We start from the raw sequence: 23,154 nt of genomic DNA, 5'->3' as shown, positions 1-23,154 counted from the left end.
TCAGCCGCCCTTGACGGCGCCGGCGGTCAGGCCCGCCACGATCTGTTTCTGTGCGAACATGGTGAGCAGCAGCACCGGCAGCGTGACGATGAGCGCTGCGGCGGCAAGCGGTCCCCAGCTGACCTGCTCGAAGGACAGCATGTTGTAGACCGCGACCGGCAGGGTGCGCGTTTCACGGCTGGCCAGCACGATGCCGAAGACGAAGTTGTTCCACGAGAAGATGACCGCCAGAATGAAGGAGACGACGATGCCGGGCTTGGCAATCGGCAGCGCCACCAGCCGGAACACCTGCCAGGAGGACGCGCCGTCGATGCTTGCCGCTTCTTCCAGCTCCTTCGGCGTGGTCTCGAAATAACCGATCATGATCCAGACGACGATCGGCACGGTCACGACAAGATGAATGATGATCTGCGGCCAGAGCGTGCCCAGGAGGTTCAGCCATTGGAACAGCAGGAACAGCGGAATGAGGAAGGAGAGGCCGGGCGTCATGCGGGCGATCATGATGACGACAGCGGATTTTTCCGCCTTCAGTCGCGCAATCCCGTAACCGGCGGGCACGCCGATCACCAGTGCCAGAATGGTGGCTGCACCGGTGACGAGGACCGAATTCCAGAAATAGAGGAAGAAATTATTCTCCTCGAACACCTTCACATAGTTCGACCAGGCGAAACGTTCGGGAATGAGGATCGGCGGATAGGCGCCGTTGTCGATCTCGTATTTCAAGGACAGGGAGATCATCCAGATGAAGAACAGGATGACCGGTGAGATCATCACCAGCGCCACGAAGAACAGGCCGATGCGATCGATGTTTTTGCGTTTCAGGATTTTAGCGGACATCAGCGATCCTCCATCTCGTTCCATTGCGAGCGCTGGCGCACCATCAGAAGCACGAAGGACAGCGCCACGATGATGATGAAGAAGACGACGGCCATGGCCGAGCCGTAACCGATATCGTAATAGGCGAATGCCGTATTGTAGAGATAGATGTTGATGGTTTCCGACGCCGTGCCGGGTCCGCCTTGCGTCATCGCATAGATGATGTCGAAGCTTTTGACGGCGTCGATGGAGCGGATGATGACGGCGATCATCAGGAACGGCGCGATCATCGGCATCGTCAGGTAACGGAACTTCTGCCAGGCATTGGCGCCGTCGATTTCGGCGCTCTCATAGGGTTCGCGGGGTACTGCGGCCAACCCGCCGAGCACGATCAGCATGACGAGCGGCGTCCATTGCCAGGTTTCCACCAGCACCAGCGAGGGGATGACGGTGGACTGGTTGTAGATCCATTCCAGCGGGCCGATGTGGATGAAGGACAGCAGGTAGTTCAGAACGCCGAGCTGTGGGTGGAACATCATGGTCCAGACGAGCGCGATGGCGACCGGGGTCGCCATCATCGGCATGACGAAGACGCCGCGCAGAAAACCGCGCAGCGGAAACTGCGCATCGAAAACCAGCGCCGCCAATGTTCCGAGGATGAGCGGGGCGACCACCGACAGCACGGTATAGATGAGCGTGTGCCAGAGCGATTCCCAGAACCTGATATCGCTGGCGAGCCTTATATAATTCTCGAAACCGATAAAGCTCTGCTCCTGCCCAAGCGTCCAGCGATGCGCGCTCATCCAGAGTGTGAAGACCCATGGAAAAACGATCACCGCCAGAATGACGACAAGTGCCGGTATGACGAAGGGCCAGTAGTTGGGAGCAAGCCTTGCCGGCCTGCTCCCTTCTTTCCGGCTTGCGCCTGTCTTGGTGTTTTCGATGCTCACGGAGGCCATTATCCCTCGCTACGCGCCAGAACGGGTGCGAACTGTTCCGTCGCCTTTTTCAGCTCGGCTGCCGGGTCCGCGCCGCCGATCATGTTGGTGAGGCCGACCCCGTAGATGTCGCGGAATTCCGTCACCGGAATGATGACGGGAAGGGCAAGCTGCGAGACCTTGCCGGAACCGACGACCGCATCCAGCCAGGCGGCCGGCATCTTCACGCCTTCGCGCACCTTCTGGTCTTCGAGAATGGACTGGCGGAAGGGAACGCCCGCACCGGCCTGCAGGAGACGCGCGCCCATTTCATGCGAAATCGCCCATTGGCAGAAGAGATAGGCGGCTTCCTTCTTGCTGCTGGCTTCGACGACGCCTAGACCATCGCCGAAGGTGCCGGCGGCCTGGGTTGCCGGGCCCTTCGGCATGACGCCGTAACCGACCTTGCCGACCACGCGGGATTTTTCCGGATTCTCGATCGGCGGCGCAAAGCCGACGCCATCGAACCACATGCCGATCTTGCCCTGCAGGAAGGCCGACTGCGCTTCCGCCCAGTTGAAGCCGGAGACGCCGGGAGGGGCGGCTTTTGTCATCAGGCGCTGATAGAGTTTTGCAGCTTCCACCGCTTCCTTGGATTCGGTGTCGATCTTTCCGTCCGCACTGATGGGCTTGGCGCCGTAACCCAGCATCAGCGAGGTCCAGACCGGGGTGTTGGCGTTCTTCAGGCCACGCGCCACGAAACCATAGGTGTTGGTTGCGGGGTCGGTGATCTTTTCCGCCGCCGTCACCAGTTCTTCGAAGGTCTCGGGGTATTTCAGGCCCTTGGCTTCGAAGAGGTCCTTGTTCCAGTAGACAATCCAGTAATCCACCGAGAAGGGCAGCGAGCGCAGCACGCCGTCGCTATCCTTGGCAAACAGCATGCCGGCCTCGGCGAAATCCTTCTCGACCAGCGACGGATCGGTCAGCGACGGGTCCTTCAGGAAACCGCTGATATCGGCCAGCCACTTGCCCTTTTCAAACTGGCGTTTCTGCACGTGATAGCTCAGATGCACCACATCGAAGCTCGGCTTGCCGGAAGAAAGTTCGATGACGACCTTCTGGCGCTGCTGCTGTTCCGGCGTTGCTTCGGCATTGACCTTGATGCCGGTCAGCTCTTCGAATTCGCCGAGATATTTGATCAGCGTTTCGCTGCGCGGGCTTTTGACGAGGTTGACTTCAAGCGTGGTGCCGGCGTGTTTTTTCCAGTTCACCGCCGCCGATGCCGGGCGAATGCCGAGCATCGCGCCGCCGCCAAGCGCCGCCGTGCCTGCCAGAAAGGCGCGACGCGTGGGGTTGAGCAATGAATGCGTCATGTCAGTTCTCCTCCAGTTAGCCGGAAATTCTCCTCACCCCGGCTTGTTGCTTATTTTCATGCAATTCCGGCGCAGGATCCTCTTTAGTCCCTGCCGGAATTGCCCTATACCGCCAGCGCCCTGTCCCTTGCGTTGCGGATATGGGCGGTCAGACGCTCCACGGCGTCTTCGACGGATCGCCTCTCGATGGCCTCGAGAATGGCGAGATGTTCCTTCATCACCGACTTCACATGGCCGGCGATGCGAAAGCGCTCCTGGTTGATGAGACGCATCTTGATGGAGTTGACGCGATAGGCATTCGAGATGATCGAATTGCCGAGCGCATCGATGAAGGCATCGTGCATGCCCCAGTCCACCTGTTGCGCATGCTGATCGAGCTCCGGCGATTCTCCATTATTTTCAGCCGCTTCGGCGATATCGCGATGCTGTTTCAGAAGCTTGGCGATAGTTTCGTCGGAAGCGGAACGGGTAAACAGCGCCACGGCCTCCTTTTCGAGAAAGATACGGAACTGGAATGCCTCACGGATAAGGTTGATGTCGATATGGGCGACCTGCAAGCCCCGCTGCGGCACGGTCTTGATCAGCCCTTCCGCTTCCAGCCGCGGAATTGCCTCCCGGATCGCCCCCAGCGGCAGACCCGTCAGTTCCACGAGGCGGCGTTGCGAGATGAATTGCCCCGGGCGAACATCACGCGAGAGAAGGTGATGCGTAAAGCTTTCATACGCCCGTTCCCGCAACGTCTGTTCGCCGGTATCGTCCATGCTCAACCTTTCAAGGCCTGTTCAAGCGGCCTGTTTGCGAAACAGCGCATCGAAAGCGCCTTCGATCCGCCGCCGGTCTTCAGCTGAAATCGTAACGAGCGGTGCGCGCACATCCGCCCAGATATTTTCGCCTGTCGTGTGTGATACCAGCACCTTGACGGCAGGCGTAACCGGAAATTTCAGAAGTTCCACAACAAGATCGACGATGCGCTTGTCGTCCTTGCCGTCAACGGCCATGGCGCGCACTTCCTGTGTCAAGAAATTGGCAACGCCTGATATCGCGCCCTGACCGCCGCGGCGAACGCCCCTGGCGAGATCGCGCTCATCGCCGATCAGGATGGCGAGGTCGCCGTGCTCCTTCAGCAGGCGCTCGGTGTGGCTCCAGTTGCCGGAGGAATCCTTGACGCCGGTGACGATGCCGGGGAAGGCTTCTCTCAGCCGTCCCACCAGCTCGACCGACAATGTCACCATGGTCACGGACGGAATGTTGTAGACGAGAATGTCACGGGCATCCTTGCCGATTTTTGCAAAAACGGCAGAGAACCAGGCAAACAGCCCGTCATCGCTGACATTCTTGAAATAGGAAGGCGGGGCGAGAAGAATATTGCGAGCGCCCGCGCTCAACGCTTCCGCCGATTGTTCGGCCGCATCCTCGATGGAATCCACCAGAACGCCGGTGACGAGGCGGGAGGGTTCAATGCCGGCTTCAATGAAACGGGAAAGAATGATCTGCCGTTCACGGCTGCCGACCGAGCACCCCTCTCCAGTGGTGCCGAACAGTGTCACGCTGTCGCAGCCATTTGCAAGGCAGCGGCGGGCATGCGCGATCATCGCATCGATATCGACGTTTCCATCCGCTTTGAACGGTGTCGTCAGGGCTGCTGAAAGGCCGAATTTCTGGGTCAATTAAGATGCTCCTCCAAGGTGACCGCAGATTGATGGCATACTGACATGTTAGTTGTAAAGCAGTAGTTGTAACGTGATTTGTAACGTTCGGGTCCGGGGGGAAGAATTCGCTTTTCGACGCGGCGGGTGCCTTGTCTGTTTGTGGTCGAGGATGGGGCCATTGCCGATGATTGGCGCGGATGCCGTTTGCTGCCACTTTTGCCCGCAGGTTTTCTCTGCCAGGGGTCACGAAAAAATGCGAAAATAAAATTTGACTGTTGGAGTAAAGATTTTTATCAGGCAGTCTGAATATAGGGATAAAGGGACCATCACCATGACCATTGCGGAGCGGACAGCGCCTGTAGCAGAGATTGAACAGAGCCGCGTCAAGCGCCTGAAGGCGGCGACGCGTGGCGCCCATGGCGATCTCGATACCTTCATCATGGCATCCAAGCCGTTCGAGAGCCGGGAAAACTTCGGCAAATTCGTCGAAACCCAATATCTTTTCCATCGCGACCTCGACGTTTTCTTTTCCAATGCCACGCTTGATGGCCTGCTTCCCGATCTCAAAGGCCGCCGCCGTCTCGCCATGATCGAGCAGGACCTTGCCGATCTCGATCTTGCTATTCCGGAAGCCAAGGCCGCGCGTTTCACCGGCGAAACGCCGTTCGATCTGCCGGAGGCGATGGGCTGGCTTTATGTGGTCGAAGGCTCCAATCTCGGTGCGGCTTTCCTGCTGAAAGATGCGGCCAAGCTTGGCCTGACGGAAGAATTCGGCGCGCGCCATCTGGCCGGCGCACCGGAAGGACGCGGCCTGCACTGGCGCACCTTCACCGCCGCGCTTGATGAAATTGCGCTGACGGTTGAAGAGGAAGAGCGGGTTGTCGCGGGTGCCGAGGCTGCGTTCCGGGCCGTACATGCCTATGCGCAGCAGCGGCTGGGTTGAGGTTTTGGCATAGCTCTTGAAGAGCTATCCAAGATTGATCGCTATTTCGAAAACCCAACGCCGTCATCCTCGGGCTTGTCCCGAGGATCTACAACCGATTGATTTTATTTGACGTGGATAGATCCTCGGGACAAGCCCGAGGATGACGAGGAGTGTGAAGCGCGCCTCACCGCACTTTCAGGACCATTTCTACAACTTCCAATCATACGACTCTTGCATTCACTTCTGCCGAATAAACAGGCAAATATTTTGACCAAATGATAAATTTTTTATCTTTTGGTCAAGGCTCCGTCCGCCTCAAAATTTTATCCATTTGATAAAATTATTTTATTTGGTCTGGCACGGAACCTGCTACTCTTTTGTCAAGTCAGGAGACACCTGACGTAAAAAGGGAACAGCAAAATGGAAGTTGGTGTTTTTATCCCGATCGGGAACAATGGGTGGCTTCTTTCTGAAAACGCGCCGCAATACAAGCCGAGCTTCGACTTGAACAAGGCAATCACGCTGAAGGCGGAGCAATATGGTTTCGACTTTGCGCTGTCGATGATCAAGCTGCGCGGCTTTGGCGGCAAGACCGAATTCTGGGACTATAATCTGGAATCCTTCACGCTGATGGCAGGCCTTGCCGCCGTCACCTCCAAGATCAAGCTTTTCGGCACGGCCGCCACGCTGGTCATGCCGCCGGCCATTGTTGCCCGCATGGCGACGACGATCGACTCCATTTCTGGCGGCCGTTTCGGCATCAACCTGATTACCGGCTGGCAGCGGCCGGAATATAGCCAGATGGGGCTCTGGCCGGGCGATGATTATTTCGGTGATCGTTACGAATATCTCGGCGAATACACCACCGTTCTGAAAGAGTTGCTGACGGACGGGCAATCGGATTTCAACGGCAAGTTCTTCAAGATGGAAGATTGCCGCATGAAGCCGGTGCCGCAGGGCGATGTTAAGCTCATCTGCGCCGGCTCTTCCAATTCCGGCATGGCGTTCTCGGCCAAGTTCGCCGATTACAGCTTTTGCTTCGGTGTCGGCGTCAATACGCCGAAGGCCTTCGCGCCCACCAACGAGCGGCTTTTGGCGGCAACGGAAAAGTCCGGCCGCGAGGTCAAATCCGTCGTGCTGACGATGGTGCTTGCCGAGGAAAAATCCGAAGATGCCTGGGCGAAGTGGGAGCACTACAAGGCGGGTGCGGATGAGGATGCCATCAAGTGGCTCGGCCTGCAAAGCGCCGTCGACACCAAATCCGGCTCCGATACCAATGTGCGGCACATGTCCAACCCGGTCTCGGCGGTCAACATCAACATGGGAACGTTGATCGGTTCCTATGAGGAAGTGGCGGCCATGCTGGATGAAATGAGCGAAGTGCCGGGAACGGGCGGCGTGATGCTGACCTTCGACGACTTCCTCGAAGGCGTTGAAAAATTCGGCAAATATGTGCAGCCGCTGATGAAGAGCCGCGCGCATGTTCAGGCCGGACTGGAGGCTGCGGAATGAGCGAAGCCGTCGTGGCGGGCTACAAGGGACCGGAAAGCCGTTCGGAAAGTGTGACGCTTCCCGCAAGGCCGGAGCCGATTACCCTGAAACCCAGCGAGACCGCCGTTGTCGTGGTCGACATGCAGAACGCCTATTCGACAGAGGGCGGTTATGTCGATCTGGCCGGGTTCGATATATCAGGGGCCAAGGGCACCATCGCCAACATCAAGAAGACGCTGGATGCGGCGCGCGCAGCAGGTGTTCAGGTCATTTATTTCCAGAATGGCTGGGACAAGGATTATGTTGAGGCGGGCGGGCCGGGTTCACCCAACTGGCACAAGTCCAACGCCCTGAAGACCATGCGCAAGAGGCCGGAACTGCAGGGCCAGCTTTTGGCCAAGGGCACGTGGGATTATGCCATCGTCGACGAGTTGCAGCCGCAGCCCGGCGATATTCTGGTGCCGAAGACGCGTTACAGCGGTTTCTTCAACACCAATATGGACAGCGTTTTGCGCGCCCGCGGCATCCGCAATCTGGTCTTTGTCGGCATCGCCACCAATGTCTGCGTGGAAAGCTCGCTGCGCGATGCCTTCCATCTCGAATATTTCGGGGTGATGCTGGAGGACGCCACCCATCATCTGGGTCCGGACTATATCCAGCAGGCGACGCTCTACAATGTCGAGAAATTTTTCGGCTGGGTCGCCACCGTCAATGATTTCTGCGGTGTCATCTCGCAGGCCGCGCCCGTCAGCGCTTGATATCCAACCACAAAGAGGAGAACGAAATGCCGAAAAAGATTATCGTGCCTGCCGGTACCAGTAAACCCATCGCTCCCTTTTCGCCGGGAACCCTTGCCGATGGCGTGGTCTACGTTTCGGGCACGCTGCCCTTCGACAAGGACAATAATGTCGTGCATGTGGGCGATGCCAGTGCGCAGACCCGCCATGTTCTCGAAACCATCAAGTCCGTCATCGAAACCGCCGGCGGCACGATGGAGGATGTGACGATGAACCATATCTTCATCACCGACTGGGCGAACTACCAGGCCGTCAACACGGTCTATGCCGAATATTTCCCCGGCGACAAGCCGGCGCGGTATTGCATTCAGTGCGGCCTTGTGAAGCCCGACGCGCTGGTGGAAATCGCCACCGTCGCCCATATCGGCAAATAAGGCGAAGCGGCACGATGATGCATTTCGAGGTTCATGGCCGCACCGACCCTGAAGCGCCCACCATCCTGCTGTCATCGGGACTGGGCGGATCGGGCGCCTATTGGGCACCGCAGATCGAAGCCCTTGCCGATCATTTCCGGATCGTCACCTACGACCATCGCGGAACCGGCAGGACCGGCGGCGAGGTGCCGGCAGAGGGCGGCATATCGGCGATGGCGGATGACGTGCTGGAGATTGTCTCTGCACTGGACCTCGAAAAATTCCACTTCATGGGCCATGCGCTTGGCGGACTGATCGGTCTCGATATCGCGCTGCGCAGGCCCGGCATCATCGACCGGCTGGTTCTCATCAATGCGTGGAGCAAGGCCGATCCGCATTCCGGGCGCTGCTTTGATGTGCGGATCGAGCTTCTGGAGAAATCCGGTGTCGAGGCATTCGTCAAAGCCCAGCCGCTGTTTCTTTATCCGGCCGCCTGGATGTCGGAACATCAGGAACGGCTGGCCCGCGACGACGTGCATGGCGTCGCGCATTTTCAGGGCAGGGCGAATGTGCTGCGGCGTATTGCGGCGCTTCGGGCTTTTGATGTCGACCGTCGACTTGGCGATGTCGGCAATCCGGTTCTGGTGGTGGGCACGAAAGACGATCTTCTGGTGCCCTATACCCGCTCCCTGCGTCTCGTTGAGGGTTTGCCGCAGGGCGAACTCTGCCTTCTCGATTTCGGGGCGCATGCGGTCAATATTACCGAACCTGACCTTTTCAACGCACGACTTTTGCAGTTTCTGCTACCGGCAACACGAACATTCTGACGGGATTTTTTAGGACAATGACGACAGCACTCGACGACAAGGCACTTGCAACGCTCTTCACCGAAGCACGCACCCACAATGGCTGGACAGACAAGCCGGTCAGCGACGAGACGCTAGGCGCGCTGTACGATCTGACGAAGATGGGGCCGACTTCGGCCAATTGCTCACCGGGTCGTTTCGTGTTCGTGCGCAGCCCGGAAGCGAAGGAAAAGCTTCGGCCGGCGCTGTCTTCCGGCAATCTTGAAAAGACCATGGCGGCACCCGTGACCGTCATCGCCGCCATCGATAGTGAATTTTACGAGAAACTGCCGATGCTGTTTCCGCATGCGGATGCCCGTTCGTGGTTCACGTCCAGCCCTGCTGTCGCCGAGGAAACGGCTTTCCGCAATGGCACCCTGCAGGCGGGTTATCTCATTCTCGCGGCCCGGGCTTTGGGGCTGGATACCGGGGCCATGTCCGGTTTCGACAAGGGCAAGGTGGATGCGGCGTTTTTCGCCGGCACGACGTGGAAATCCAATTTCCTGATCAATCTCGGTCATGGTGATCCGTCGAAGCTCTTCGGCCGGCTGCCGCGGCTTGGCTTTGAAGACACCTGTGTGCTGGCTTGATGGCCTGTTAAGGAAGGATGGGTTAGATGCAGATGATGTCTCTTGAAAAGGAAGCGGAAATGGAGACGAAGACTGCAGAGCAACGCAGCCTCGAATACAGAAACGCCATGGCGCGGCTCGGTGCGGCGGTCAACATCGTCACTACCAATGGTGCCGCTGGTCGTGCGGGCTTTGCAGCAACCGCCGTTTGCAGCGTCTCCGACAATCCGCCCACGCTTCTCGTCTGCCTCAACCGCAATGCCTCAGCCTATAAGGTGGTGAAGACAAACGGTGTCATCTGCGTCAACACGCTCGCCGCGCATCACGAGGTGCTGAGCACGCTTTTTGGTGGAAAGACACCCGCCGATGAACGTTTTGCTGCCGGCAGCTGGGGCGTGCTTGAAACCGGCGCACCCGTTCTGGAAGACGCGCTCGTCTCTTTCGACTGCCGCATCCGCGAAGCCCATGACGGCGGCACGCACGATATCCTCATCTGCGATGTTGTCGGTATGAAGATTAATGCGGGCGATGAGGCGCTGATGTATTTCAACCGGCGTTACCGGGTGCTTTGAGCGCGTAAGACTCTTTTCACGGCGCAGACGCGCCGTGGCTGGATGCCGGATCAAGTCCGGCATGACGGACGAAACGTATCGTCGTTTCTCAGAAATTCAAAGGGCGTTTCCGGTCTCCCGGAAACGCCCTTTTCATTTACTTGATCAGCGGCAGAAGGTCGTTGATCGACTTCTTCGCATCGCCGTAGAACATCCGCGTATTGTCCTTGTAGAACAGCGGGTTCTCGATACCGGAGTAACCCGTGCCCTGGCCACGCTTGGAGACGATGACCAGTTTGGACTTCCACACTTCCAGAACCGGCATGCCGGCGATGGGTGAGTTTGGATCGTCCTGCGCTGCCGGATTGACGATGTCGTTGGAGCCGATGACGATGACGACGTCGGTATTGGGGAAATCGTCATTGATCTCGTCCATTTCCAGCACGATGTCATAAGGCACCTTGGCTTCGGCGAGCAGCACGTTCATGTGACCGGGAAGGCGGCCCGCCACCGGGTGGATGGCGAAGCGTACGGTCTTGCCGTCGGCGCGCAGCTTGCGGGTGAGTTCGGAGACCGCGCTTTGCGCCTGCGCTACCGCCATGCCGTAACCGGGCACGATGATGACGCTGTCGGCATCGTTCAATGCCGCTGCGACACCTTCGGCGTCGATGGCGACCTGCTCGCCCTCGATTTCCATCGCCGGACCCGTCGTGCCGCCGAAGCCGCCGAGGATGACCGAGACGAAGGAGCGGTTCATGGCCTTGCACATGATGTAGGACAGAATTGCACCCGAAGAGCCGACCAGCGCACCGGTGACGATCAGCAGATCGTTGCCGAGCGTGAAGCCGATGGCTGCTGCCGCCCAGCCGGAATAGCTGTTCAGCATCGAGACGACGACAGGCATGTCGGCACCGCCGATGCCCATGATCAGGTGGTAACCGATGAAGAAGGCCAGCAGCGTCATCAGCACCAGCGACCATGCGCCCGCGCCGTTGCAATACATGATGAGCAGCACGAGCGACAGGATCGCGGCGCCCGCATTAAGAACATGTCCACCCGGCAGTTTCTTCGCCTTGCCGTCCACCTTGCCGGCAAGCTTGCCGAAGGCGACGACGGAGCCGGTGAAGGTGACCGCGCCGATGAAGACGCCGAGGAAGACCTCGACCTTCATGATCGCCAGTTCGACAGGCGTCTTATGGGCGAGGATGGCGGAAAAGCCTGTCAGCAGCGAGCGCGCCGCCTCATCGAGCGAGGCGACATGCGCTTCCTCGATATGGGCGTTGAAACCGATGAAGACGGCGGCAAGGCCAACGAAGGAGTGAAGGGCTGCCACAAGCTGCGGCATTTCGGTCATCTGTACGCGGCTTGCGACGTAATAACCGAGGACGGAGCCACCCGCGATCATCAACAGGACGATGAAGCCTATGCCGACATCAGGTCCGAAGACCGTGGCGGCGGCGGCAAGCCCCATGCCCGTTATGCCGTACCAGACGGCGCGTTTGGCGCTTTCCTGGCCGGAAAGGCCGCCAAGTGAAAGGATGAAAAGAACGGCTGCGGCAACATAGGCCGCGGAAACGATACCAATGGTCATTTAAAAAGATCCCCGCACGCTCAGGACTTCTGGAACATGGCGAGCATGCGCCGTGTCACGAGGAAACCGCCGACGATGTTGATCGTCGCGATCAGGACGGAAAGCGAGGCAAGGATCACCACCAGCCAGTTGCCGGAGCCAATCTGCAGCAGCGCGCCCAGAATGACGATGCCGGAAATGGCATTCGTCACCGCCATCAGCGGCGTGTGCAGCGAGTGGCTGACATTCCAGATCACCTGGAAGCCGATGAAGCAGGCGAGCACGAAGACGATGAAGTGGCTCATGAAGCTTGCCGGTGCAAACAGACCGACGAGAAGCAGCAGTGCCGTGCCGATAACGAGCAGCCCGACCTGGTTTTTCGTCTGGGCCTTGAACTCGGCCCGTTCTTTCGCGTGCTTTTCCTCGGGCGAAAGCTCTTTGGCTCTTTCCTTCGGTTTCTGCGCGGCAATCGCCTGGATTTTCGGCGGCGGCGGCGGGAATGTTATCTCGCCCTGATAGGTGACGGTGGCGCCACGGATGACGTCGTCTTCCATGTTGTGAACCGGCTTGCCGTCCTTGGCGGGCGTCAGATCGGTCATCATGTGGCGGATGTTGGTGGCATAGAGCGTCGAGGCCTGCGCCGCCATGCGGCTTGGAAAATCCGTGTAGCCGATGACGATGACGCCATTGTCGGACACCACGCGCTGGTCAGGCACCGTCAGATCGCAATTGCCGCCGCGCTCGGCCGCGAGGTCGATGATAACGGAACCCGGCTTCATCATCGCCACCATGTCGGCGAGCCACAGTTTCGGGGCGTCACGACCCGGGATGAGCGCCGTGGTGATGACGATATCGATCTGCGGTGCGAGCTCGCGGAACTTCTCCAGCTGCTTCTCGCGGAATTCCGGCGAAGAGGGGGCGGCATAACCGCCGGTGGCGGCACCATCCTGCTGCTGGTCGGCGAAATCGAGATAGACGAATTGCGCGCCCATGGATTCGATCTGCTCGGCCACCTCGGGGCGAACGTCGAAGGCATAGGTGATGGCGCCGAGCGAGGTGGCCGTGCCGATGGCCGCAAGACCGGCAACGCCGGCACCGATCACCAGCACCTTGGCGGGCGGAACCTTGCCGGCGGCGGTGACCTGACCGGTGAAGAAGCGGCCAAAATTATTGCCGGCTTCGATCACGGCGCGATAACCGGCGATATTGGCCATGGAAGATAGCGCGTCCATCTTCTGGGCGCGGGAAATGCGCGGCACCATGTCCATGGCGATGACATTGGCGCCCTTTTCCTTGGCCTGCTCCAGAAGGTCCTTGTTCTGGGCGGGATAGAAGAACGAGATCAGCGTCTTGTCCGAAGACAGGCGATCAATCTCCGACGTTTCCGGCGGACGAACCTTGGCGATGATGTCGGATCCGGCGTAAAGCGCATCCGCGCTATCGACGACGGTGACGCCGGCTGCGCGATAGGCGTCGTCGGAAAATCCCGCCGCCTTGCCTGCACCGGTTTCGAGAATGCAATCATATCCGAGTTTCTGCAATGCCTGGGCGCTGTCGGGCGTCATGCCGACGCGCGCCTCGCCTTCATATAATTCCTTGGGCGTCCCGATCTTCAAAATGGCTCTCCCTGTGCCTGATAATATAGGGGGGTCATAGCCTATTCAGGGGGGCTTTGTCTCCATATTGATTTTGTCTTGCCTGCGACGGAATGACAGCCCGCTGCGACAGGCTCTGTCGATATGCCGGCTTGTCACGCAATAAAAAAACCCGGTGCCTGCGCACCGGGTTCCGAAAGTGTCGATCAGGATGGTGATCAATCCATGGTGTGGATGTCGCGATCCTTGGTTTCCGGCAGGAACAGCAGGCCGATGACCAGCGTGATGCCAGCAAAGACGATCGGGTACCAGAGACCGTAATAGATGTCGCCCTTCGCCGCGCTCATCGCGAAGGCGGTGGCGGGCAGAAGGCCACCGAACCAGCCGTTGCCGATGTGGTAGGGCAGCGACATGCCGGAGTAGCGGATGCGGGTCGGGAACAGTTCGACCAGGAGCGCCGCGATCGGGCCATAGACCATCGTCACATAGATGACGAGGACGGTAAGGACGGCAATGATGACGACCCAGTTCACAGCGGCTGGATCGGCCACCATGGCGAAGGCGCCGCCACCGGCAATGGTGTAGACGGCCATCTCGGCGGCACCGCCGGTCTCGGCCGGTGTCAGCAGCTTGTCCGCCACCAGCTTGTCGGTTGCCACCATCTTCTTGTCGGTGGCACGAACGGCTTCAGCATTGAGGCTGAGTTCCGGGTTTGCGGCGATGAAGGCGTCCAGTTTTGCGTCCGGAACCTGCGCTGCGCCGCGCACCAGCGGGTAGCCGCTGTCATGCAGTGCGATGTTGACCTGCTTCTGGAAGGCCTTGTCCTTGGCCGCGGCATCCGCACCGGCTGCGATCGCGTCGTAGCTGGCGATGGTGGCGTCGCCGAGCTTGACGCTCGCCGGCTGGCCGGCCGTTCCGGCAACCACGTCATAGGGCACGGAGTTGCGGGTCAGGAACGAGGTGGCGATATCGCAGGATGTGGTGAATTTCGCAGTACCCGTCGGGTTGAACTGGAATTTGCAGTCGCCGGGGGCGGCGGTCACGGTGGCGCGGACGGTGGATTGCGCTTCCGCGAGTGCCGGGTTACCCGCCCAGGTGAGCGCCTTGAACAGCGGGAAGTAGGTCAGCATCGCCAGAACGAGGCCGGCCATGATGATTGGCTTGCGGCCGATCTTGTCGGAAAGCCAGCCGAAGAGCACGAAGAAACCCGTGCCGAGGATGAGGGCGGCCGCAACCATGATGTTGGCTGACTGGCCGTCCACCTTCAGAATGCTCTGCAGGAAGAACAGCGCGTAGAACTGGCCGGTGTACCAGACGACGGCCTGACCGATGACGGCGCCGACGAGGGCAAGCAGGGCGATCTTGGCGTTCTTCCACTGGCCGAAGGCTTCGCTGAGCGGGGCCTTCGAGGTCTTGCCCTCATCCTTCATTTTCTTGAAGGCGGGGGATTCGTTCATTTTCAGACGAATCCAGACTGATACGCCGAGCAGCAGAACCGAAACGAGGAAAGGAATGCGCCAGCCCCAGGCGGCGAAGGCTTCCTTACCGAGCGCGAACTGTACGCCGAGAATGACCACCAGCGACAGGAACAGGCCGAGCGTCGCGGTCGTCTGGATCCACGAAGTGTAATAGCCTCTGCGGCCGTTCGGGGCGTGTTCGGCCACGTAAGTTGCGGCACCGCCATATTCACCGCCGAGCGCCAGACCCTGCAGCATGCGCAGGATGATGAGGATGATCGGAGCGGCGATACCGATCTGCGATGCACTGGGCAGGACACCGACGAGGAAGGTGGAAACACCCATGATGAGAATGGTGATGAGGAAGGTGTATTTACGGCCGACGATATCGCCGAGACGCCCAAACACCAGCGCGCCGAAGGGGCGCACGAGGAAGCCGGCGGCAAAGGCCAGAAGCGCGAAGATGTTGCGCGTCGTTTCCGGATATTGGCTGAAGAAGTTCGCGCCGATATAGATCGCGAGCGAGCCGTATAGATAGAAGTCGTACCATTCGAAAACCGTTCCGAGAGAAGAGGCGAAAATCACCTTCTTCTCCTCGCCCGTCATTGGACGGGCGGGGCTGCTCACGGCTGCAACATTTGCCATTGTCTGTCCTCCACAGATGTCCCAATCGGCGCAGTGCAGAGCCCGTCTCTCTCCTCCGGGCTCCCCTTTCGGGTGCAATGCGCATGACATCAGAGTGACAGAAAATTAACCCCAATAAGAGCGATGCTTTCGGATTATGACTTTAGTCTAATGTATAACGTGCGAAAATGTCGCAGAGCGGTTTTTGCCGGCCGGGAGCGGGCGGAGCGAAACATGCCTTTTTTCTTGACACAACTGAGAAACCTTCTAATAGCTTCTCGCGAAGAAGGAGCATCACCTTGCGCAGGCATGTTGCAGACATGATTGTCATGGAAGGACCGGCACAATCCGCCGGCGATGATCCGCGCCTTTCTTATTCCATCCGAATTACGGCCAAAACGACGATTAAAACCGTCTGACGTCTCTGGCCCGCCGCTCTCTCCCCGGTTTGGCTGGGGATCGAGGAAGCCGCGATGCGATGCGGTTTCCCCACCTCACCCAAAAGAGGAGAGACAGAAAGAGAGCTTGATCATGGGTTTCAAAGTTGCAATTGCAGGCGCCACCGGCAACGTCGGTCGCGAAATGCTCAATATCCTGGCCGAACGCGGCTTTCCGGCCGATGAGATCGTGCCGCTCGCTTCCGCCCGTTCGCAGGGCACGGAAGTCTCTTATGGCGATCGCACGCTGAAGGTTTCCAACCTCGAGAATTACGATTTTTCCGACACGGATATTTGCCTGATGTCGGCCGGCGGCGATGTGTCCAAGAAGTGGTCGCCGAAGATCGGCCAGCAGGGTTGCGTCGTCATCGATAACTCGTCCGCATGGCGCTACGATCAGGACGTTCCGCTGATCGTTCCGGAAGTCAATGCCGATGCGGTTGAGGGTTTTACCCGCAAGAACATCATCGCCAACCCCAATTGCTCCACGGCCCAGCTCGTCGTCGCGCTGAAGCCGCTGCATGACTTCGCCAAGATCAAGCGCGTCGTCGTTTCCACCTACCAGTCGGTTTCCGGCGCCGGCAAGGAAGGCATGGACGAGCTGTTCCAGCAGACCCGCGCCGTCTTCGTTGCCGATCCGGTTGAAACCAAGAAGTTCACCAAGCGCATCGCCTTCAACGTCATTCCGCATATCGACGTCTTCATGGAAGACGGCTACACCAAGGAAGAGTGGAAGGTTCTGGCCGAAACCAAGAAGATGCTCGACCCGAAGATCAAGGTAACCTGCACGGCCGTGCGCGTTCCTGTCTTCATCGGCCATTCGGAATCGGTCAATATCGAGTTTGAAAACGAGATCACCGCCGATCAGGCGCGTGACATCCTGCGCGAAGCGCCGGGTTGCCTCGTCATCGACAAGCATGAAAATGGCGGCTACATCACGCCGGTTGAATCCGCCGGTGAAGATGCGACCTATATTTCGCGTATCCGTGAAGATGCAACGGTTGAAAACGGCCTCAACATCTGGGTCGTTTCGGACAATCTGCGCAAGGGTGCTGCTCTCAATGCCATCCAGATCGCCGAACTTCTGGTCAATCGTGGTCTCATCAAGCCCCGCAAGGCGGCTGCGTGATACGATTTTTTAAGGTTCGTTAAGTATAACCCGTCTGTTCTGTGTGGGGCAGACGGGTTTTCCATTGGTGACGATCACGGCCAGTTTATTTGCAGGCCTTGCTGCCGAAAGGCAATTTAAGCCGCCAAAAGACAATTTGGCACCCGACCCCCTACAACGGCAACGTGTTGGTTCTCGGGATAAATTCCCCAAAGGATATCGAAGGCAGATTTTGATGCGGGCAATGAAGGCAATTCTGGCTGGTGTGGCCATGGTCTCGGTTTTGGCAGCGACGCCGGTTATGGCTGCGCAATGCGGCAACACTTCGGCAGGCTTCGATGCCTGGGTCGGCGCCTTCAAGCAGGAAGCGGCGGGCCGCGGTGTCAGCGCTTCGGTGCTCGACCGTGCCTTCTCCGGCGTCTCCTACAATCAGGCGACCATCCGCGCCGATCGCGGCCAGCACAGCTTCAAGCTGTCCTTCGAACAATTCATGCAAAAGCGCGGCGGCCAGACGATCATTTCGCGCGGCAAGACCATGAAGAAGAACAACGCTTCTCTCTTCGCTTCGATCGAGAAGGCTTACGGCGTTCCGGCCGGCCCGCTTCTGGCCATCTGGGGCATGGAAACCGGCTTTGGCGGCTTCATGGGCAACCAGCACACGCTTTCCGCCGTGGCGACGCTCTCCTTCGATTGCCGCCGTTCGGATTATTTCACCGAGCAGCTTTATGCGGCGCTGAAGCTCGTCGGCAGCGGTTCGCTCAACGTCAACGCCAAGGGTGCCGCCCATGGTGAAATCGGCCAGACGCAGTTCCTGCCGCTGAACGTCGTGCGTTACGGCGTGGATTTCGACCGCGACGGCCGCATCGATCTCGTCGGTTCGCGCGCCGATGCGCTGGCATCCACCGCCAATTTCCTTGTCGGCCATGGCTGGCAGCGTGGTGCAGGTTATCAACAGGGACAGGCGAATTATGCCGCCATCCAGGGCTGGAACGCCGCAAGCGTCTACCAGCAGGCCATTGCCTTCATCGGCAAGGCGATCGACGGCCAATAAGGTCGCTTTCCAAGGACTAAGGGCCCACTTTCGTCATGCCGGACTAGATCCGGCATCCAGCCACGGCGCTGGCGACAGAGGTTTTCCGCATAATCGACGTCATCCTCGGGCTTGACCCGAGGATCCATCGCGCGTCAGGTTGTGGATCCTCGGGTCAAGCCCGAGGATGACGACAGAGAGGTTGATGGCCATTGGACTTGTGGCTGATATGACCGTGTCGTTCTTTCAACCAAAAAACTGTTAATCACAAATCCGGGCGACGAAAGTCGCCGGTTTTGCCGTCCATCACCCACAATTCGCCGGTCGAAATATCGAACCACGCGCCGTGCAGCTTCACCTTGCCTGCGGTTTCCTGCGCCTTGACGAAGGGGAAACCGCGCAGGTTGGCGAGGGACGTGCGGATGGAGACGCGTTCCAGCGCGGTCTGGCGCTCGGAGGCGGTCATGACATCGTTGCTCTGGATCTGCTCGGCCGCTGATTTGACCATGTTCATCCATTTGCCGATGAAGTCACCGGGGGACAGCGGCTCGAGATTGGGATCGAGTGCTGCCTGAATGCCGCCGCAGCGGCCGTGGCCCATGACGACGATGTCCTTCACCTTCAGAACCTGCACGGCATATTCGATGGCTGCCGAGGTGGCGTGGTATTGTCCGTCCGGCTCGAAAGGCGGCACCATGTTGGCGACGTTGCGGACAACGAAAAGCTCTCCCGGTCCGCAATCGAAAATGGTTTCCGGCGCCGAACGGGAGTCACAACAGGCAATGAACAGGGTTTGCGGTTTCTGTCCGGTATCGGCCAGAACGCGGTATCTTTCGCGTTCGTCGACATAGCGGCCGCTCATGAAGTTCTTGTAGCCGTTCAGAAGAGTTTCCGGAAAATCTTTCATCTATCGCAGTACCGTTATGCTTGGACCAAGATCACGGGGCGAACCTGGCGCGTTGAAGACCAATCCTTTAGAGCATTTTCGCTTTTCTTCGAACCGCGAAACCGCTCCAACTTCCTGTTGCCGCATTTCCGGACGGAAAACCGAGGGCCACTTTTCCTGGAAATGCTCTAGCCGCTATTTGCGCTTGCTGCGTGAAGGATGCAAGAGATGACGCATCTGCACCATGGCCATGGGTGTGGAAAGACTTGAAGAATCGGTCTCAAGCGTCAGTTCGTTCATCTCGCGTTTTTTCGTGCGGGCCAGAATTTCGAACACGCTGGCGGTGGCCAGCTGCAGCGCCTTTTCATCATCCAGGCCTTCCAGCAGGCGGGCGAGGAACAGCGCCGACATCAGGTCGCCAAGCCCGTTCGGCGCATTCTCAATGGCGCGATGTTCGGCAAGCAGGGCGTGCCGGCCGCTGAGATAAAGATTGCCGGTGCCACCCGCCATCATCGGCACGGCCGAGGTGACCAGCATTTTCGGCGGGCCGAGTGCCAGCGCCGCATCCATGATGGCATTGTTGGTTTCAAGTTCGGCGCCGCTCATCCACGCCAGTTCGTAGCGGTTCGGTGTCGCGACGGTGGCAAGCGGGATGAGGTGGTCGCGAATGGCTTCGGCGGTCTCAAGGGGAATGTAAAGCCCGCCCAGATCGCCCATGACCGGGTCACAGGCGTAAATCAGCGACGGGTTCTTTTCCTTCAGGTTGCGGATCAGCCTTGCGACGGAGCGCACCTGTGCTGCGCTGCCGAAATAACCGGTGAGAACAGCCTTGACCTCGCCGACCCATTTGGCGTTCTCAAGGTCGCTCATGGCCTTGTCGAAGTCGTCGTCCTGAAAGCGCATCCGCGTGGATGGGCCATGACCGGGATGCCAGGGCATGACGATGGTGGGCACTGCCCATACCGGATAACCGAGGGTTTCCAGCGCGAAGACCGCGGCGCGATTGCCGACCGATCCACGCATGACGTGGCTGGAAATGACGATGACGGCGCCCTGTGTATTTTCCTGCATCACGGCCTTCTTGCTTTCAAATGTCGCAGAAGCGCGCAAGTGCCCCTGCCTAGAGATCAAGATGCGCTCTCATGACATATCGCAAGGCCGGTTTCCACCGTTAATCCCGCAAGGGTCTGTCCCGCAAAAGGATGGGCGGGGGCGGGCGTTCTTGCGCTGCCGGGTTGCCTTCCTGTTATTGCGCGATGGGCGAGGTGCGTTTTATTGGCGCACTGGGTCCTCCGAAAAGCGCGTTACACTTTTCGGTCTGATGCCCTATAGTTGTAATATGCTCGATCTCGTCATCGCCTATTGGCCCCATATCCTTGCCGTCCTTTCCATTTTGATGGGAACCGTGGCGGCCGTACATGCCACGATGACGAAGGAGGAGGTCCGTTCCGCGCTGGGCTGGGTGGGCGTCATCGTGCTGTCGCCCATCGTCGGCGCGGTCATCTATGCCATTGCCGGTATCAACCGCATTCGCCGGTCGAACATCACGCAGCAGCGGTCCTTCATGCAGGACGAGATCATGGATCGCGTGGCGCGTTTCGATGCGGATGCAGAACTCGTCGCCACGCGGTTTGGCCGCCGTTTTGAAGCGATGAAGACGCTGGGCGACCGGGTGACACGCCACGCGCTGACGACCGGCAACGCCATCGAGCCGCTTGTGACGGGTGACGTCGCCTATGCCGCCATGCTGGAGGCGATCGGCGAGGCGAAGCGGTCGATCATTCTCGAAACATATATTTTCGACAATGACAGGATCGGTTCCCGCTTCGTCGCGGCGCTCGAGCAGGCAAAACTGCGCGGCGTGGAAGTGAGGGTGCTCATCGATGCCGTGGGGGCGCGATATTCCGTGCCGAGCATCCTGCCGACGCTCCGGGACAAGGGCATCATCGCCGATGTCTTCAACGGCAATGTCATCATGGGGCTTCGGCTGCCCTATGCCAATCTGCGCACCCACCGCAAGATCCTGGTGGTGGACGGGCGCATCGCCTTTAGCGGCGGCATGAATATCCGTGAGGGTTTCACGCTGGAATTCGGTGGCGGGAAGCAGTCGCACGATACCCATTTCAAGATTACCGGGCCGGTGGTTTCGGATTTTTTCTCCATTGCGGCGGAGGACTGGCGTTTCACCACGAAAGAACTTCTGGACACGCCGGTCTGGGACATCGCCATTCCCGACGGCGTGCCGGGTTCGCAGATCGTCGCCCGGGTTTCCTCCTCGGGGCCGGATAAAAGCATCGAGACCAGTCACAAGATGCTGATGGGTGCGTTTTCCGTCGCCCGTTCCTCCATTCTTATCATGTCGCCCTATTTTCTCCCCGATCGGGAGCTTATTTCGGCACTCATAACCGCAGCAAGGCGGGGAGTGGTGGTCGATATCATCGTGCCCAAAAGCAACAATCTGGTGCTTGTGGACAGGGCGATGACGGCGCAGTTCGACCAGATGCTGAAGAATTATTGCCGCATCTGGCGGGCGACGGGGGCTTTCAATCATTCCAAGCTTCTGGTGATCGACGAGCGCTGGACCTATATCGGTTCCTCAAATCTCGATCCACGTTCGCTGCGATTGAACTTCGAGATCGATCTCGAAGTTATGGATGAGGCGTTTGCCGGGGTGATCGGGGCGCGCATCCGGGATGCGCGTGCGACCGCCTTGCCGGTGCGGCTCAGCGAACTGAATGGGCGGCCATTCGTTGTTCGTTTCGTGGAGCGTGTCCTCTGGCTCGCTTCGCCCTATCTTTAGAGCATTGGATGTGCGGAGACATTGACGCGTGAAGAAAAACGGTTTGCTGAACAGCGAAAAAACGGCCCTGGCGGCAAATAGCAGTTTGCCCGCCTTCGTCATGCAGTCGCTGCGCGACCATCGTCAGCGGCAGAAAGCGGTGCAGGCGGCGAAAGATCATTCCTTCCCCGTCATTGCTTCTTACAATGTGCATAAATGCGTCGGCCGCGACCGCAAGTTCGATCCTGATCGCACCAGCCGCGTCATTCAGGAAATTGGTGCTGATATCATTGCCCTTCAGGAGGCGGACAGCCGTTTTGGCGAGCGCACCGGCCTGCTCGATCTTGCCCGGCTGGAGCGGGAAAGCGGTCTCATTCCCGTGCCGGTGCAGGCAGGAGTGAAGGCGCACGGGTGGCATGGCAATGTCGTGCTGTTCAGGGAAGGTGCCGTCAGGGACGTGCATACGCTGAAACTGCCGGGGCTGGAGCCACGCGGCGCGCTTGTCGTGGAGCTGGATCTGAAAAGTGGCGGCACGCTGCGCGTCATCGCCGCCCATTTCGGCCTGCTGCGACATTCCCGCGCCCAGCAGGCGAAGGCATTGATCGGCCTTCTGGAAGCGCGCAACGAATGCGCGACCGTCCTCATGGGAGACCTGAACGAATGGCGGCTCGGCAACGGCTCGTCGCTCAACACGTTTCGGGACGCTTTCGGTGCGCTGCCGCCGGCGGTGCCGAGTTTTCCCTCCAACCTGCCGGTGCTGGCGCTCGACAGGATCATCGCCAACCGGGAAGGTCTGGTCGAGCAGGTGGAGGCGCATGACAGCGCGCTGGCGCGTGTCGCTTCAGATCACCTGCCGCTGAAAGCCGCGGTCCGGACAGACCTGCTTCAGGCCTGATCCCGCCACGACATGGTACGTCGCTCGCCGAGGCCGAGGCCGGGTCGGGTTAAAGCCGCTGTGCCGCCGCCATGTGGTTGCGCGAGCGCGCTTCCAGCAATGACGTGCGAATGGCTTCCATCAGTCGCTCTCGATTGTTTCTGGTCTTGCACCGGTCGAGATTCTGCGCGGCAAGCGCGAGATCAAGACCCTCATGCATCACTATAGAATAGGCAACGGTTGTTGCCCAGTTTTCGTAGTCCTGCTCCATCATGTCGCCCCTGAACTAAATCATTTAGTCCGAATCACCCAGTTCTTGGAAATTACCACAAAATACAAAGCATAAAACAGCATTGTTTCTTCGGGTTTTCGGCGATTTGTGAAGCTATATTGATTTTTCTCAGTTCTAACGCGGTGCAATATAGGTGCTTATTCCAGTTAAGCATTTGAAACTGATTCCATTTCAGGAGGGTTGCATAAACATTTCCGTCCATAAAAAACGCCGCGC

Annotated in this window: 22 protein-coding genes; 11 read left to right on the top strand and 11 right to left on the bottom strand. The window is 58.9% G+C overall.

Annotation, left to right across the window (positions count from 1 at the left end; all coding sequences use genetic code 11):
* The 5 genes from AKG12_RS06795 to AKG12_RS06775 form a co-directional block, all read right to left on the bottom strand.
* Positions 1–822 carry a carbohydrate ABC transporter permease gene (locus AKG12_RS06795; protein WP_175414563.1) on the bottom strand — a complete coding sequence of 274 codons (822 nt, stop codon included), beginning with the start codon at positions 820–822 and terminating at the stop codon, positions 1–3.
* 14 nt (positions 823–836) lie between these two features.
* Entirely contained in the window at positions 837–1,775 is a 939-nt protein-coding gene (locus tag AKG12_RS06790) for a carbohydrate ABC transporter permease (protein WP_046801557.1), read from the bottom strand.
* Positions 1,775–3,106 carry an ABC transporter substrate-binding protein gene (locus tag AKG12_RS06785; protein ID WP_052818265.1) on the bottom strand — a complete coding sequence of 444 codons (1,332 nt, stop codon included), beginning with the start codon at positions 3,104–3,106 and terminating at the stop codon, positions 1,775–1,777. The genes AKG12_RS06790 and AKG12_RS06785 overlap by 1 nt, the downstream gene beginning before the upstream one ends.
* Before the next feature lie 104 nt (positions 3,107–3,210).
* Positions 3,211–3,867, bottom strand: a complete 657-nt coding sequence (locus AKG12_RS06780; protein WP_046801555.1) for a GntR family transcriptional regulator — start codon at positions 3,865–3,867, stop codon at positions 3,211–3,213.
* 21 nt (positions 3,868–3,888) lie between these two features.
* Entirely contained in the window at positions 3,889–4,773 is an 885-nt protein-coding gene (locus AKG12_RS06775; protein WP_052818264.1) for a dihydrodipicolinate synthase family protein, read from the bottom strand.
* 313 nt (positions 4,774–5,086) lie between these two features.
* Between AKG12_RS06775 and AKG12_RS06770 the strand changes: the two genes are divergently transcribed.
* From AKG12_RS06770 to rutF, 7 genes are all read left to right on the top strand, one after another.
* Positions 5,087–5,698: a biliverdin-producing heme oxygenase gene (locus AKG12_RS06770; protein WP_052818263.1), complete on the top strand. Its 612-nt coding sequence runs from the start codon at positions 5,087–5,089 to the stop codon at positions 5,696–5,698.
* 402 nt (positions 5,699–6,100) lie between these two features.
* Positions 6,101–7,192 (top strand): pyrimidine utilization protein A, encoded by a 1,092-nt coding sequence (rutA, locus tag AKG12_RS06765; protein ID WP_046801552.1) that lies wholly within the window; start codon positions 6,101–6,103, stop codon positions 7,190–7,192.
* Positions 7,189–7,929, top strand: coding sequence for a pyrimidine utilization protein B (gene rutB, locus AKG12_RS06760; protein ID WP_052818262.1), 741 nt, complete (start codon positions 7,189–7,191; stop codon positions 7,927–7,929). Before rutA ends, rutB begins: the two co-directional genes overlap by 4 nt.
* A gap of 26 nt (positions 7,930–7,955) precedes the next feature.
* Positions 7,956–8,342 (top strand): pyrimidine utilization protein C, encoded by a 387-nt coding sequence (gene rutC, locus AKG12_RS06755; RefSeq protein WP_045023399.1) that lies wholly within the window; start codon positions 7,956–7,958, stop codon positions 8,340–8,342.
* A gap of 14 nt (positions 8,343–8,356) precedes the next feature.
* Complete coding sequence (gene rutD, locus AKG12_RS06750; protein ID WP_052818261.1) at positions 8,357–9,148, top strand: pyrimidine utilization protein D; 792 nt, start codon at positions 8,357–8,359, stop codon at positions 9,146–9,148.
* Positions 9,149–9,165: 17 nt separating this feature from the next.
* Positions 9,166–9,756, top strand: a complete 591-nt coding sequence (locus tag AKG12_RS06745) for a malonic semialdehyde reductase (protein WP_052818260.1) — start codon at positions 9,166–9,168, stop codon at positions 9,754–9,756.
* Between the two features lie 26 nt (positions 9,757–9,782).
* Entirely contained in the window at positions 9,783–10,307 is a 525-nt protein-coding gene (gene rutF, locus AKG12_RS06740) for an NADH-dependent FMN reductase RutF (protein WP_052818259.1), read from the top strand.
* Positions 10,308–10,443: 136 nt separating this feature from the next.
* Here rutF and AKG12_RS06735 read toward each other — a convergent pair whose 3' ends face one another.
* The 3 genes from AKG12_RS06735 to AKG12_RS06725 all read right to left on the bottom strand — a co-directional run bounded on the left by AKG12_RS06735 (position 10,444) and on the right by AKG12_RS06725 (position 15,553).
* The gene (locus tag AKG12_RS06735) at positions 10,444–11,877 is read right to left on the bottom strand and encodes an NAD(P)(+) transhydrogenase (Re/Si-specific) subunit beta (RefSeq protein ID WP_052818258.1); all 1,434 of its coding nucleotides are present in this window, start codon (positions 11,875–11,877) and stop codon (positions 10,444–10,446) included.
* Positions 11,878–11,897: 20 nt separating this feature from the next.
* Positions 11,898–13,472, bottom strand: a complete 1,575-nt coding sequence (locus AKG12_RS06730; protein WP_052818257.1) for a Re/Si-specific NAD(P)(+) transhydrogenase subunit alpha — start codon at positions 13,470–13,472, stop codon at positions 11,898–11,900.
* 197 nt (positions 13,473–13,669) lie between these two features.
* A complete protein-coding gene (locus tag AKG12_RS06725) occupies positions 13,670–15,553 on the bottom strand; it encodes an MFS transporter (RefSeq protein WP_052818256.1) in 1,884 nt (627 codons plus the stop codon).
* Positions 15,554–16,063: 510 nt separating this feature from the next.
* Between AKG12_RS06725 and AKG12_RS06715 the strand changes: the two genes are divergently transcribed.
* Positions 16,064–17,098, top strand: a complete 1,035-nt coding sequence (locus tag AKG12_RS06715; RefSeq protein ID WP_046801543.1) for an aspartate-semialdehyde dehydrogenase — start codon at positions 16,064–16,066, stop codon at positions 17,096–17,098.
* A 214-nt stretch (positions 17,099–17,312) separates the two neighbouring features.
* Positions 17,313–18,128 carry a lytic murein transglycosylase gene (locus AKG12_RS06710; protein WP_052818254.1) on the top strand — a complete coding sequence of 272 codons (816 nt, stop codon included), beginning with the start codon at positions 17,313–17,315 and terminating at the stop codon, positions 18,126–18,128.
* 244 nt (positions 18,129–18,372) lie between these two features.
* Here the strand turns inward: AKG12_RS06710 and AKG12_RS06705 are convergent, their stop codons facing one another.
* On the bottom strand, positions 18,373–19,014 hold the full coding sequence (locus AKG12_RS06705; RefSeq protein ID WP_046801541.1) for a carbonic anhydrase: 642 nt from the start codon (positions 19,012–19,014) through the stop codon (positions 18,373–18,375).
* Between the two features lie 174 nt (positions 19,015–19,188).
* Complete coding sequence (pdxY, locus tag AKG12_RS06700) at positions 19,189–20,064, bottom strand: pyridoxal kinase PdxY (RefSeq protein ID WP_046801610.1); 876 nt, start codon at positions 20,062–20,064, stop codon at positions 19,189–19,191.
* Positions 20,065–20,332: 268 nt separating this feature from the next.
* Between pdxY and AKG12_RS06695 the strand changes: the two genes are divergently transcribed.
* Both AKG12_RS06695 and AKG12_RS06690 read left to right on the top strand, forming a co-directional pair.
* Positions 20,333–21,793, top strand: coding sequence for a phospholipase D-like domain-containing protein (locus AKG12_RS06695; RefSeq protein WP_052818253.1), 1,461 nt, complete (start codon positions 20,333–20,335; stop codon positions 21,791–21,793).
* Positions 21,794–21,821: 28 nt separating this feature from the next.
* A complete protein-coding gene (locus AKG12_RS06690) occupies positions 21,822–22,667 on the top strand; it encodes an endonuclease/exonuclease/phosphatase family protein (protein ID WP_046801539.1) in 846 nt (281 codons plus the stop codon).
* A gap of 49 nt (positions 22,668–22,716) precedes the next feature.
* Here the strand turns inward: AKG12_RS06690 and AKG12_RS06685 are convergent, their stop codons facing one another.
* A complete protein-coding gene (locus AKG12_RS06685; RefSeq protein ID WP_046801538.1) occupies positions 22,717–22,920 on the bottom strand; it encodes a hypothetical protein in 204 nt (67 codons plus the stop codon).
* Positions 22,921–23,154: the final 234 nt, after the last annotated feature.

The sequence above is a fragment of the Agrobacterium sp. SUL3 genome, assembly GCF_001263295.1.
GTDB lineage: Bacteria > Pseudomonadota > Alphaproteobacteria > Rhizobiales > Rhizobiaceae > Agrobacterium > Agrobacterium tomkonis.
Note: the sequence above shows the minus strand (reverse complement) of the source record. Positions and strands in the feature narration are given on the sequence as shown.